Origin of the sequence: Polaromonas sp., assembly GCF_041689105.1 — a bacterium.
GTDB lineage: Bacteria > Pseudomonadota > Gammaproteobacteria > Burkholderiales > Burkholderiaceae_C > Polaromonas.
Genome location: NZ_JBDNGU010000148.1, coordinates 35,595 through 47,892, shown reverse-complemented (window position 1 = coordinate 47,892; position 12,298 = coordinate 35,595). Strand labels below are relative to the sequence as shown.

Below are 12,298 nucleotides of genomic sequence, written 5' to 3'. Positions count from 1 at the left end.
CACTTATCAAAACAACTACACAAAGTACCGGCCAGGGTGCCGGGCTGCTTGCCGAGTTTGAGGGCACCGTATCAGGCCACCGCGATGGCCATGGCTTTGTTCAGCGTGATGACGGCGAAGCCGACATTTACCTGCCGCCCAATGAGATGCGCGCCGTGCTGCACAAGGACCGTGTCAAGGCACGCATCGTGCGGCATGACCGAAAAAACCGTCCGGAAGGCCGCGTCACCGAAATCATCGAACGCTCGGCCAACCCCATCATCGGTCGGCTGCTGCAGGAAAGCGGCGTCTGGCTGGTGGCGCCGGAAGACAAGCGTTATGGGCAGGATGTGCTGATTCCGAAAGGCGCAACTGGTACGGCCAAAACCGGGCAGATCGTGGTGGTCCAGCTCACTGAGCCGCCGGCGCTGTTCGGGCAGCCGGTAGGCCGCGTCAAGGAGGTGCTTGGCGAGATCGACGACCCCGGCATGGAAATTGAAATCGCGGTGCGCAAATACGGCGTCCCGCACGAGTTCAGTGACGCGGCGCTGGCCCTGGCGCGCACCCTGCCGGACACAGTGCGTCCTGGCGACAAAAAACACCGCGTGGATTTGAGCGATGTGCCGCTGGTCACCATCGACGGCGAGGATGCGCGAGATTTTGATGACGCCGTTTATTGTGAACCGGCCAAGGTGGGGCGCGGCAAGGGTTGGCGCCTGCTGGTCGCGATTGCCGATGTGAGTCACTATGTCGAGACCGGTAGCGCGATTGACGTAGACGCCTACGACCGAGCCACCAGCGTGTATTTTCCGCGCCGCGTGATTCCCATGTTGCCCGAAAAGCTCTCCAACGGCCTGTGTTCGCTGAACCCCAACGTCGAGCGCCTGTGCATGGTCTGCGACATGCTCGTCAATGCCAAGGGCGAGGTTCACGCGTACCAGTTTTACCCGGCCGTGATGTTCAGCCACGCGCGCTTCACCTACACCGAAGTTGCCGCCATCCTGGCCAACACGCGTGGGCCGGAGGCGGCGCAGCGCAAGGCCCTGGTGCCGCACCTGCTGGACCTGCATGACGTTTACCAGGCTCTGCTCAAGGAGCGTGCTGTGCGCGGCGCGGTGGATTTCGAAACCACCGAAACCCAGATCGTCTGTGACGATGCGGGGCGCATCGAGAAAATCGTGCCTCGCACCCGCAACGTTGCGCACCGCCTGATCGAGGAAGCCATGCTGGCGGCCAACGTGTGCTCGGCCGACTATATTTCGCAAAGCAAACATGTGGGCCTGTTCCGTGTGCACGAAGGCCCGACGCCCGAAAAAAAGGACATGCTGCGCAATTACCTCAAGGCCATCGGCCTGGGCTTGACGATCAGCGACGACCCGGCGCCGGGCGAGTTCCAGCAAATTGCGGTCGCCACCAAGGACAGGCCGGATGCGCAGCAAATCCACTCCATGCTGCTGCGCTCCATGCAGCAGGCAATTTACACGCCGATGAACAACGGCCACTTCGGCCTGGCCTATGAGGCCTATACCCACTTCACCAGCCCGATCCGGCGCTACCCGGACCTGCTGGTGCACCGTGTCATCAAGGCGGTGCTGAACCAGACGAAGTACCAGCTGCCAACCCTGCCCTCGCCGGGCGAGGCCGAGGCCAAGCTGTCCAAACGGCTGGCGTCGCGGGTCAGCGATCCCACGCAAAAGCCCAAAAAAGTCAGTGTGGACCAGCTGGCCTGGCTCGCAGCGGGGCTGCATTGCAGCGCCAACGAGCGCCGCGCCGACGAAGCCAGCCGCGATGTGGAAGCCTGGCTCAAATGCAAATACATGCGCGAGCATCTGGGCGAGGAGTTCGGCGGCGTGGTCACGGCAGCCACCGGCTTCGGCATCTTTGTCACGCTCGACGCCATGTATGTCGAGGGCCTGGTGCACATCACCGAGCTGGGCGGGGAATACTTCCGTTTTGACGAGGCACGCCAGGAACTGCGCGGTGAACGCACCGGCATTCGCTACGCCATCGGCACGCGCGTGCGCGTGCAGGTCAGCCGGGTCGACCTCGACGGCCGCAAGATCGACTTCCGGCTGGTGCGCGAGGGCGAAGAGCTGTTGACGCGTGCCATGAAGGACAAGACGGGCGGGCGTCCGGCTGACCTGCCCGAGCAGGACCGTGCTCCGCCACGCGGCGCTGGTGATGCCCGGGCTGACAAGCGCGGGGAAAAACGCGGCGCCAAACGTACCGAGCAGCGTTCAGGCGCGCGCAGCGGCAGTGCTGGCAGCAGCCGCGCGCCAGTATCGCCTATCCAGGCGCTCAAGGCGGCGGTCAAGAAATCGGCCAGCGGTGCAATCCGCAAGTCGAGTAAGAAACCGAGGCGTTGACGAGCCATGCTGATCCGGATTCTTGTCTTCCTGCTTGAAACACTTTTTTTTGTGCTGATAGGCGCGGCCCTGCTGCGCGCCTGGATGAATTACCTGCGCATCAACATGCGTGCCCAGCCCGGTACCTTCGTGATGGCCGTGACCGACTGGATCGTCAAACCCATGCGGCGTGTCCTGCCCCAGGCCGTGGCACAGTCCCGTGTGGACTGGGCCAGCGTGCTTGCGGCGTTTGTGCTGTCGCTGGTTTTTGCGCTGCTGGTCGCACTGCTGATCGGCGTGTTCGCCGGTGGTTTGCAGGACTTGTCGGGCCTGAACCTCATGCTGCTGCCGGCCCTGCTGCTGGCGGCGCTGAAAATGCTGCTGCGCGTCGCCTTGCAGGTGGCCTTTGTGGCCGTGCTGGCGTTTGCGATCATTTCGTGGGTGCAGCCCGGCTCGGCGATCTATGTCCTGCTGGGCCGCCTGACCGAACCCTTGCTGGCACCCTTGCGGCGGGTGATTCCTGCGATTGGTGGCGTGGACCTGTCAGCGCTGGTGCTGCTGCTGTTGCTGCAGATCGGCCTGATGGTTCTCGGCTAGCAGCGAAGCGGTCAGGGGACGCCCTGGATGCTGCGCCGTCCAGTCGTCGGCCAGCTGGCCGTGGCGCAACACCGCGCTGCAGGCGGCTTCAAAAGCCGTTCGCCTGACGGCCAGGGCAGCGCCCAGCATGCCTGCCAGTACGTCGCCGGTGCCGGCCGTGGCCAGACGGGCATTGCCGGTGGGGTTGATCACGGGAATGTCCCCGGGCGCGGCAATCACCGTGCCGGATCCCTTGAGCACGACCACACACTGAAACTGCGCAGCCAGCCGGCTCGCCGCGTCCAGCCGGTTGGCCTGCACGGCGGCGGTGTTGCTGCAGAGCAAGCGCGCGGCCTCCAGCGGGTGCGGGCTCAAAATGGTGCGCCAGCCGCGGGCGGCGCGGGCGCGCAACTGGGTCTGCAACTGCGTGTCGCGCGCGACGGCGTTGAGTCCGTCGGCATCAAGCACCAGGGACGCTGACCGCGACAGGATGAGCGGGAGTACGCGGGCGATGGCATCGCCACCGCCGCAACCGCAAACGACGACCTGGTGGGCCAGATCCAGTGCGTCAGGCCTGCGGAACATCAGTTCAGGCTGTTGCGGGTCCACATTCATGGCGGGGCTACCCAGCAGGGCGACAAACACCCGGCCGGCACCGGCATGCAGGGCTGCACGGGCGGCCAGCAAGGCGGCACCGGCCATGTGGGTAGCGCCGGCGGACTCGCCGCCGACGACAGCCACATCCCCGAAGCTGCCTTTGTGGCTGCTGTAGCTGGCCCGGTCGCGGCCCCTGAGGCCAGCGCGGTCCTGGCCGGCCAGCCAGGCGTCGGGCGCCATGTCGGGTGGCGCGGTGATGCCCAGATCATCCCACCAGACCTGACCGGCGAGGTCACGCCCGGCGGCGGTGAACAAACCTGGCTTCAGGCTCAAAAAACTTAAGCAAAATCGGGCTCCAGCCCTTTTTGTACGGGCGTAAGCAGCTATTGATTCAGGAGCAATATCGGTACCCGTGTCGGCCTGCAGTCCGCTCGGGATGTCGAAGGCCAGCACGGGCTGGCTGCTGCTGCGCAGCCGGTGAAGCCACAGGGACAGCTGGCTTGCTTCCGCGCTTGTATCACCGGTTCGCGGTGTCGCGCCTATGCCGAGCAGGGCGTCGATGGCGAAGTCCCAGTCTGGCGGTGGACCGTCGGAAAACGGCACGCCGGCGGCGCGGGCGCGCTGCAGCGATACCCGCGCGTCGGCGGGCAGCTTGCCTTCGCGTTCGCTTCGTGCGCCCAGCCAGCTGACGGTGACGGTTTTGCCCCACTGATGCAGGTGCAGGGCGGCTTCCAGGCCGTCACCGCCGTTGTTGCCCGGCCCGCAGGCGATCCAGAGGTGCTGCGCATGCGGCGCCAGCGCCAGGCTCAGGCGCGCGGCTGAAAGCCCGGCGCGCTGCATCAGCGTGTGCGGGGGCAGGGCTGCAGCCGTCTGCTGCTCAAGCCGGCGCGTCGCTGCCACGCCGTACAGCGGCAGGGTCAGGGCGGTGGATGTGGAGATTTTCTGCATAGGGCATTGTGGCGCTGACCCGCCTATCCGCTGACCGGTCAGCGCGCGAGGCGGCCAACGCCCAGGCCGTCCATGTCAATGTCTGGCGTTTTTCCGTCGATGAGGTCGGCCACGGCCCGTGCGCTGCCGCAGCTGAGCGCCCAGCCGCTCGAGCCGTGGCCCAGGTTGAGCCACAGGCCGGGGATGCCACTGGCACCCAGGACGGGCGGGCCGTCGGGCAGCATGGGCCGTGCGCCTTTCCACTCCTGCACGCTGGCGCCGGTGCCGGAGGTGTGGGCGGCGCCCGGAAACCAGTCCTGCAGCACCTTGTACAGCGTTCGCACCGACGACGCCCGCTTTTTGTCGGCCGCGCCACCGAGCTCGGCGCTTCCCGCCACACGCACCCGGTTACCCAGGCGCGAGATGGCAACCTTGTAACGTTCGTCCATCAACCCGCTGCGCGGCGCGTTCAGAGGTTCGCGGATGGGTGCGCTGATGGAGTAGCCATACACGGCGGCCATGGGAATCTTCAGGCCCAGCGGCCTGAGCAGTTGCGCCGACGCCAGGCCAGCGCACAGCACCACCGCGTCGAAGTGACGCGGCGCGGCTTCACCTGCTATGAAAAGTGTAGCTGTCTGCGCTTTTTCCATGAGGGCTACAGTCTTGTTGAACTCGAAATTGACACCAAGGCCCTGGGCCTGCGCTTTAAGCAACAGAGCGAACTGGCGGCAATTGGCGACTTCGTCATCAGGCAGGTGTACCCCACCCAGAAAAGGCGTGTCCGGGTTCAGGGCCGGCTCGACCTTGCGCGCCTCATCGGAGCCAAGCTGGCGGAAGCTCACGCCGGCGTCCCGCAGCACCTGCAGGCCGGGCTCGACCATCCTGGCGTCTACTTCCGAGCGCAACAGCACCAGGTAGCCGGGGCTGCGGTCGTACTCCAGCTGCAGTTGGGTGGTGATGTGGTGCAGGCGGTTCCGGCTGTAGACGGCCAGGCGCTGCAGCCTGGCGCGGTTGGTCAGGCAGGTTTCCAGCCGGCAGGCGCGCCACCACTTCCACATCCAGGCCAGCTCGCTGCCGGACAGGGGCAAGCTCAGCGCAACCGGGGCATGGCGGCTGAACAGGTGGCTCAGGACCTTACGCGGCATGCCGGGAACTGCCCACGGGGTGACGTAGCCGGGTGCGACCACGCCGGCGTTGGCGAAACTGCCTTCCTCGGCGGCCGCACCGCGACGCTCGAAAACAGTGACTTCATGACCGTCCATGGCCAGTTCCCAGGCGGTGGTGATGCCGATGATGCCGGCGCCTATAACAGCGACTTTCACGGGGCGGCCTGTGGCAAACAGGGAGTCGTCAGGGCAGAACAGGACATAGGCATGAATACTTCAGTCTAATCGGGCTTGAGCCCTTGGCGGGCGGGCGCAGGCTGCTATCATTTTTATATCGAAAGGCGCGGGTTGGCGCGCACGGGCGCGGGGTCGGTGGCTACGCAGCGCAGACCGGGTGTCCACAGTGGCAGGGATGTTATACTCTGCGGGTTGTACGAGAGGCTGTTCGGCCGCTTGCGCAATAAATCGCAAATCAGCCATTCAAGGTGTTTCCCTCGGGACTTTTTAAAAAGCTCCTTTGGGCGATAAGCGCTGATTTTAGACACAACCTTTGGAGTAAATCTATGTCAACAAGCATGCGTGAAATGCTGGAAGCCGGCGTCCATTTCGGACACCAAACCCGCTTCTGGAATCCCAAGATGGCCCCGTATATTTTCGGCCATCGCAACCGTATCCACATCATCAACCTCGAAAAATCGCTGCCGATGTTCGAGGACGCGATGAAGTTTGCCAAGCAACTGTCGGCCAACCGCGGCACCATCCTGATGGTCGGGACCAAGCGCCAGGCCCGTGAGCTGGTATCCGCCGAAGCCAAACGCGCTGGCGTGCCTTTTGTCGACCAGCGCTGGCTGGGCGGCATGCTGACCAACTTCAAGACGGTCAAGACCTCGATCAAGCGCCTCAAGGAAATGAAGGCGCAGCAGGAAGTCGGCCTCGACTCGCTGAGCAAGAAAGAGCAGCTCACCTTCAAGCGCGAAATGGAAAAGCTTGAAAAAGACATCGGCGGCATCCAGGACATGACTGCATTGCCCGACGCGATTTTCGTGATCGACGTGGGCTTCCACAAGATCGCCATTCTCGAAGCCAAGAAGCTGGGCATCCCGCTGATCGGTGTGGTCGATTCCAACCATTCCCCGCTCGGCATTGACTATGTCATTCCCGGCAACGACGACTCGTCCAAGGCCGTTGCGCTGTATGCGCGTGGTATCGCCGACGCCATCATCGAAGGCCGCGCCAGTGCGGGCAATGAGGTTGTCAAGATGGTCTCGGCTGAAAGCACCGACGAATTCGTCGAAGTGGAAAACGCAGCCGCCTGATTGTTCCGGCCCTGCGCCTGACGCGAAAAAGGGGCTCGCGTAGCCCCTTTTTCACAGCCTTTTCCAGAGGCACATGTATTTATTTGAAGTCAACACGACACACGGAGAACCAAAGATGGCAATCACAGCAAGCATGGTCGCAGAACTGCGCGCAAAAACCGACGCCCCCATGATGGAGTGCAAGAAGGCGCTGACCGAAGCCGAAGGCAACTTCGAAAAAGCCGAGGAAATCCTGCGCGTCAAGCTCGGCAACAAGGCTGGCAAGGCCGCTTCCCGTATCACCGCTGAAGGCGTGATCGCCTACCACAGCGAAGGCGGCATGGGCGCGCTGGTAGAGATCAACTGCGAAACCGACTTTGTGACCAAGAATGACAGTTTCATCGCCTTTACTGACGCGGTGGCCAGGGGCATCGTCAAGAACAACCCGGCTGACGTCGCCGCCATCGGCGCCATGCCGATGAGCCTGGACGGCTTTGGCCCGACCGTGGAAGACGTGCGCAGGGGCCTGATCGGCAAGATCGGCGAAAACATGTCGGTGCGCCGCTTCAAGCGTTTCGAAAGCGGCAAACTGGCCTCCTACCTGCATGGCACGCGTATCGGCGTGGTTGTGGAGTTTGATGGCGACGAAACCGCAGCCAAGGATGTGGCCATGCACGTTGCGGCCATGAAGCCGGTGTCGCTGTCCAGCGACCAGGTGCCGGCCGAACTGGTCGCACGCGAGCGGTCTGTCGCCGCCGCCAAGGCCGCCGAAGACGCCGCTGTGGCCACCGCTGCAGGCAAGCCTGTCCAGTCTCCCGAAATTGTTGCCAAGCGTATCGAAGGCGGCGTGCAGAAATACCTCAAGGAAGTCAGCCTGCACAACCAGTCTTTCGTCAAGAACGACAAGCAGACCGTGGAGCAGATGCTCAAGGAAAAAGCCACCAGCGTGAAGTCGTTCACCTTGTATGTGGTTGGGGAAGGCATCGAGAAGAAGGTCGACGATTTCGCCGCCGAAGTCGCTGCCCAGGTGGCCGCCGCCAAGGCAGGCTGATTACCCCGCTTACCCGGAAGGCCGCTAAACTTACGCCCACAAGAACGACAGGAATTCCCCTCATGCCAGCCTACAAGCGAATCTTGTTGAAACTTTCGGGTGAAGCCTTGATGGGAGACGATGCCTTCGGCATCAACCGCGCCACGATTGTGCGCATGGTGGAAGAAATTGCCGAGGTGACGCGTCTGGGGGTGGAAGTCGCCGTGGTCATCGGCGGCGGCAACATTTTTCGCGGCGTGGCGGGCGGCTCGGTCGGCATGGACCGGGCCACTGCTGACTACATGGGCATGCTGGCCACGGTCATGAATGCGCTGGCGCTGGGGGACACCATGGACAAGGCGGGTCTCACGCCGCGCGTCATGTCGGCCATCGGCATCGAGCGTGTGGTCGAGCCTTATGTGCGCCCCAAGGCGCTGCAGTACCTCGAAGAGGGCAAGGTGGTCATTTTTGCTGCGGGCACCGGCAACCCGTTCTTCACGACAGACACCGCCGCTGCGCTTCGCGGCGCCGAAATTGGCGCGGAAATCGTGCTCAAGGCCACCAAGGTGGATGGCGTTTACAGTGCGGACCCGAAGAAGGACCCGTCGGCCACGCGTTACACCAACATCACTTTCGACGAGGCCATCGGCAAGAATCTCGAAGTCATGGATGCCACGGCGTTTGCACTGTGCCGCGACCAGAAACTGCCTATCAAAATTTTCAGCATCTTCAAACACGGTGCGCTCAAACGTGTGGTGCAGGGTGAGGACGAGGGAACGCTGGTTCACGTCTGATGCTTTTTGCGCCCGCTGCGGGCCCCGCACAACTTTTGCAAAACAAGATCCATCCGGAGATTCCATCATGAGTATTGTTGATATCAAGAGCAGCACCGAGCAGAAAATGCAGCAGTCGCTGGAGTCCTTGAAGCAGGCGCTGTCCAAGATCCGCACCGGCCGCGCCAACCCTGGCCTGCTCGACACCGTGCACGTGGATTACTACGGCTCCATGGTGCCCATCAGCCAGGTGGCCAATGTCTCGCTGCTCGATGCGCGCACCATCAGTGTGTCGCCCTGGGAAAAAGGCATGGGCGCCAAGATTGAAAAGGCCATTCGCGACTCCGACCTCGGCCTCAATCCCGCCGCCCAGGGCGATTTGATCCGTGTGCCCATGCCAGCCATGACCGAGGAGCGCCGCAAGGAGCTGACCAAGGTGGTTCGCAGCGAAGGGGAACACGCCAAGGTGGCGGTCCGCAACCTGCGCCGCGATGCCAACGATGGCGTCAAAAAACTGGTCAAGGACAAGCTCGCCTCGGAAGACGACGAGCGCCGCGCCCACGATGACGTGCAGAAATCCACCGACCGTTTTATTGCAGAAGTCGACAAGCTGGTCGCTGGCAAGGAACAAGACATCTTGGCGGTCTGATTGCCGCCACGTTCACTCGCTTCGCGCAGTTCCCGAGGCCCTGCAGGCTGCGGCTCGCGAGACGCTTCGCCTCTGTCGCCTGTCCAAAGCTGCTCAAGCAGCTTTGGAGCCGCAGGCTCCAGCCCCTCGGGGGCTGTTGCGCCTGTGGTCTGGCAGAGCCAGTCCCGCAGCCGCTGCTTGAAAACACAGTTGCCCCCGGCCCGTCCACTGTGCGTAGTGACTGACTGCTGACATGGCCCGAACAAATTCCACCGCCGTCCCGCACCATGTCGCTATCGTGATGGATGGAAATGGCCGCTGGGCGACGCGGCGCTTTCTTCCGCGTATTGCTGGCCACCAGCAGGGCGTGGGCGCGCTGAACCGCTGCGTGCAGGCCTGTATGGCCCGGGGCATTGGTGTGCTGACCGTGTTCGCGTTCTCGTCCGAAAACTGGAACCGGCCCGCCGAGGAAGTCTCCGGCCTCATGGAGCTGCTCGCGCTGTCGCTGGCGCGGGAAGTTCCTTCCCTCAAGGCCAACGGCGTGCAACTGCATTTTGTGGGCGAGCGCCAGCAGCTCTCCGACAAGGTCAGGGCAGGGCTGACGCAGGCCGAGGCGGCCACGGCAGAAAACAGCCGCCTGGTCCTCAACGTGTGTTTCAACTACGGCGGTCGCTGGGACATCGCCCAAGCCGCGCGCAAGCTCGTGGCCAGCGGCGAGGAGATCACAGAAATGGCGCTGGACCGCGCGTTGTCGTTGGCCCATGTGCCGGACCCGGACTTGCTGATCCGCACTGGTGGCGAACTGCGCATCAGCAACTTCCTGTTGTGGCAGGCGGCGTATTCAGAGCTGCATTTTTCGGACAAGCTCTGGCCCGATTTCGACGATGCTGCGCTGGATGAAGCGATTGCTTTTTATGCCAGCCGCGAGCGGCGCTTTGGCAAGACATCTGGCCAGATCACACCTGGCACCCCCCAAACAACCGTGAAGGCTGCCTGATGTTCAAGCAACGCGTGATCACCGCCATTTTGCTGCTGGCCATTTTGCTGCCGGCGCTGTTTTATCCAACGCCCATACCATTTAGTGCCGTGGCGCTGCTGCTGATTGCGGCCGGGGCCTGGGAATGGGGAAGGTTAAACGGCTACGGACCCACCGCGTCGCTGGTTGCAGGGTTCGCCTGTGTGATTCTGTGTGCCATGTCCTGGGACCTGGGCATGCTCAACCAGCCCTTGCCGCTGCTCTGGCGTCTGGCGGGTGCCGCGTGGGTGTTGGTGGGCGCCTGGTTGCTGCGTGGCGGCGTGGCCGGATGGACGCGCATTCCGCGAACGCTGCGTCTGGTGGTCGGCATTGCGGCGCTCTGGCTGGCCTGGCTGGCGGTGGCGCAGGCCCGCTTCATGGGCATTGAATTCCTGCTGTCCCTGCTGCTGCTGGTGTGGGTCGCCGACATCGGCGCCTACTTTGCCGGCAAGGCGCTGGGTGGGCGTTTCAGCAAAGGCAAGCTGGCCCTGGCGATCAGCCCGGGCAAGAGTTGGGAGGGCGTCTGGGGCGGCATGGTGGGTGTGCTGGTGATGTGCATCGCCTGGTTGGCGCTCGACACCACCGGGCAAAGCCTGTATGCACGCCTTGCCGCGCAGTACGGTCTGTGGGTGACCCTGATTGCCATGATTTTCCTGGCGGCTTTCAGTGTGGTGGGCGACCTGGTGGAGTCCCTGGTCAAGCGAAGTGCCGGTGCCAAGGATTCCAGCGCGCTGCTGCCGGGCCACGGCGGCGTGCTGGACCGGGTCGATGCCTTGGTGCCGGTGTTGCCGCTGGCCCTGATGCTGGTAACTGTGTGACCGGGGCCTTATGACATTGGCCAAACAACGCGTCACCGTGTTGGGCTCGACCGGCTCGGTCGGTGTCAATACCTTGGCCGTGATCGCCGGCCACCCCGACCGTTTCGAGGTTTTTGCGCTCAGCGCCTCCACGCAGACGGACCTGATGCTGGCCCAATGCATGCGTTTCAAGCCGCATTACGCTGCGATGGCGAGTGCGCCCCACGCCCGGGAACTGTCTGAAAAGCTAAAGAAAAACGGGCTCTTAACCCATGTCCTGACTGGCCCGGATGCTCTTGAAATCATAGCGTCCGACGAACGTGTGGACATCGTGATGGCTGCGATTGTGGGCGCGGCCGGGCTGGGCGCCTGCATGGCTGCGGCGAACGCGGGCAAGCGCCTGCTGCTGGCCAACAAGGAGGCCCTCGTGGTGGGGGGCGAGGTGTTCATGCAGGCTGTGCGTGACGGTGGCGCACACTTGCTGCCCATCGACAGCGAACACTCCGCCATTTTCCAGTCCCTGCCCGAAGACCCCTCGGCCTGGGCCGAGCGCATCGACAAGATCATCCTGACGGCCTCCGGTGGACCTTTTCGCACACGTGCGCCAGCCAGCCTTCGCGATGTCACGCCGGACGAGGCCTGTGCCCACCCCAATTGGGTCATGGGCCGCAAGATCTCGGTGGACTCGGCCACCATGATGAACAAAGCGCTCGAAGTGATCGAGGCGCGTTACCTGTTTGGGCTGGCACCGGCGCAAATCGAGGTTGTCATTCATCCGCAAAGCATCATTCATTCCATGGTGCAGTACCGTGACACCTCGGTGGTGGCCCAACTCGGCACGCCGGACATGCGTGTGCCGATCGCCTATGGCCTGGCCTGGCCGGGACGCATCAGCTCGGGTGCGCAGGCGCTGGACTTCCGGGCGCTGGCCACCATGACCTTTTCCGAGCCCGATAACTTGCTGTTTCCCGGTTTGCCACTGGCCTGGGAGGTGCTTGACGGGCCGGCAGGCACCACGGCGGTACTTAACGCGGCCAATGAGGTGGCGGTAGCCGCCTTTCTTGAAAAGCGTATACGCTTTGACCAGATTCACGCGGTGAACCGCGCGACACTGGATATTGTGAGTGCTGGCGAGATACGCGGTATCGCGGACTTGCTGGCACTGGACGAGGAGTCCCGTGCTGCAGCGGCTCAACTGGCCGCAAACCTGAAGCCCTGAGCGGAGTATTG

The 12,298-nt window shown here is 63.4% G+C and carries 11 protein-coding genes; 9 read left to right on the top strand and 2 right to left on the bottom strand.

What is annotated here, in order from left to right:
- The first annotated feature begins 44 nt into the window (after positions 1 to 44).
- Together rnr and ACESMT_RS15455 are read left to right on the top strand one after the other, a co-directional pair.
- A complete protein-coding gene (gene rnr, locus ACESMT_RS15460; RefSeq protein ID WP_372827517.1) occupies positions 45 to 2,345 on the top strand; it encodes a ribonuclease R in 2,301 nt (766 codons plus the stop codon).
- Between the two features lie 6 nt (positions 2,346 to 2,351).
- Positions 2,352 to 2,921 (top strand): YggT family protein, encoded by a 570-nt coding sequence (locus tag ACESMT_RS15455; protein WP_372827482.1) that lies wholly within the window; start codon positions 2,352 to 2,354, stop codon positions 2,919 to 2,921.
- On the opposite strand, the gene ACESMT_RS15450 is transcribed toward ACESMT_RS15455, so the two are convergent.
- Positions 2,868 to 4,445, bottom strand: coding sequence for an NAD(P)H-hydrate dehydratase (locus ACESMT_RS15450; RefSeq protein WP_372827481.1), 1,578 nt, complete (start codon positions 4,443 to 4,445; stop codon positions 2,868 to 2,870). The genes ACESMT_RS15455 and ACESMT_RS15450 overlap by 54 nt on opposite strands.
- 38 nt (positions 4,446 to 4,483) lie before the next feature.
- Entirely contained in the window at positions 4,484 to 5,746 is a 1,263-nt protein-coding gene (locus ACESMT_RS15445; protein WP_372827480.1) for a D-amino acid dehydrogenase, read from the bottom strand.
- Between the two features lie 347 nt (positions 5,747 to 6,093).
- On the opposite strand from ACESMT_RS15445, the gene rpsB reads away from it, so the two are divergent.
- The 7 genes from rpsB (at position 6,094) to dxr (ending at position 12,287) form a co-directional block, all read left to right on the top strand.
- Positions 6,094 to 6,846: a 30S ribosomal protein S2 gene (gene rpsB / locus ACESMT_RS15440; protein WP_372827479.1), complete on the top strand. Its 753-nt coding sequence runs from the start codon at positions 6,094 to 6,096 to the stop codon at positions 6,844 to 6,846.
- Between the two features lie 115 nt (positions 6,847 to 6,961).
- Complete coding sequence (tsf, locus tag ACESMT_RS15435) at positions 6,962 to 7,876, top strand: translation elongation factor Ts (RefSeq protein WP_372827478.1); 915 nt, start codon at positions 6,962 to 6,964, stop codon at positions 7,874 to 7,876.
- A 62-nt stretch (positions 7,877 to 7,938) separates the two neighbouring features.
- Positions 7,939 to 8,649 carry a UMP kinase gene (pyrH, locus tag ACESMT_RS15430; RefSeq protein WP_372827477.1) on the top strand — a complete coding sequence of 237 codons (711 nt, stop codon included), beginning with the start codon at positions 7,939 to 7,941 and terminating at the stop codon, positions 8,647 to 8,649.
- A gap of 67 nt (positions 8,650 to 8,716) precedes the next feature.
- Positions 8,717 to 9,277 carry a ribosome recycling factor gene (frr, locus tag ACESMT_RS15425; RefSeq protein WP_372827476.1) on the top strand — a complete coding sequence of 187 codons (561 nt, stop codon included), beginning with the start codon at positions 8,717 to 8,719 and terminating at the stop codon, positions 9,275 to 9,277.
- A 232-nt stretch (positions 9,278 to 9,509) separates the two neighbouring features.
- Positions 9,510 to 10,253 carry a polyprenyl diphosphate synthase gene (gene uppS / locus ACESMT_RS15420; protein WP_372827475.1) on the top strand — a complete coding sequence of 248 codons (744 nt, stop codon included), beginning with the start codon at positions 9,510 to 9,512 and terminating at the stop codon, positions 10,251 to 10,253.
- Positions 10,253 to 11,089 (top strand): phosphatidate cytidylyltransferase, encoded by an 837-nt coding sequence (locus ACESMT_RS15415; RefSeq protein ID WP_372827474.1) that lies wholly within the window; start codon positions 10,253 to 10,255, stop codon positions 11,087 to 11,089. The genes uppS and ACESMT_RS15415 overlap by 1 nt, the downstream gene beginning before the upstream one ends.
- A gap of 10 nt (positions 11,090 to 11,099) precedes the next feature.
- Positions 11,100 to 12,287, top strand: coding sequence for a 1-deoxy-D-xylulose-5-phosphate reductoisomerase (gene dxr / locus ACESMT_RS15410; RefSeq protein WP_372827473.1), 1,188 nt, complete (start codon positions 11,100 to 11,102; stop codon positions 12,285 to 12,287).
- The last annotated feature ends 11 nt before the right edge of the window (positions 12,288 to 12,298 follow it).

What these genes read in the sequence shown, in the direction of transcription:
- ACESMT_RS15455 (WP_372827482.1), top strand. Translation starts at nt 2,352, where the DNA reads ATGCTGATCCGGATTCTTGTCTTCCTGCTTGAAACACTTTTTTTTGTG.
- ACESMT_RS15450 (WP_372827481.1), bottom strand. Translation starts at nt 4,445, where the DNA reads ATGCAGAAAATCTCCACATCCACCGCCCTGACCCTGCCGCTGTACGGC.
- rpsB (WP_372827479.1), top strand. Translation starts at nt 6,094, where the DNA reads ATGTCAACAAGCATGCGTGAAATGCTGGAAGCCGGCGTCCATTTCGGA.
- tsf (WP_372827478.1), top strand. Translation starts at nt 6,962, where the DNA reads ATGGCAATCACAGCAAGCATGGTCGCAGAACTGCGCGCAAAAACCGAC.
- pyrH (WP_372827477.1), top strand. Translation starts at nt 7,939, where the DNA reads ATGCCAGCCTACAAGCGAATCTTGTTGAAACTTTCGGGTGAAGCCTTG.
- frr (WP_372827476.1), top strand. Translation starts at nt 8,717, where the DNA reads ATGAGTATTGTTGATATCAAGAGCAGCACCGAGCAGAAAATGCAGCAG.
- uppS (WP_372827475.1), top strand. Translation starts at nt 9,510, where the DNA reads ATGGCCCGAACAAATTCCACCGCCGTCCCGCACCATGTCGCTATCGTG.
- ACESMT_RS15415 (WP_372827474.1), top strand. Translation starts at nt 10,253, where the DNA reads ATGTTCAAGCAACGCGTGATCACCGCCATTTTGCTGCTGGCCATTTTG.
- dxr (WP_372827473.1), top strand. Translation starts at nt 11,100, where the DNA reads ATGACATTGGCCAAACAACGCGTCACCGTGTTGGGCTCGACCGGCTCG.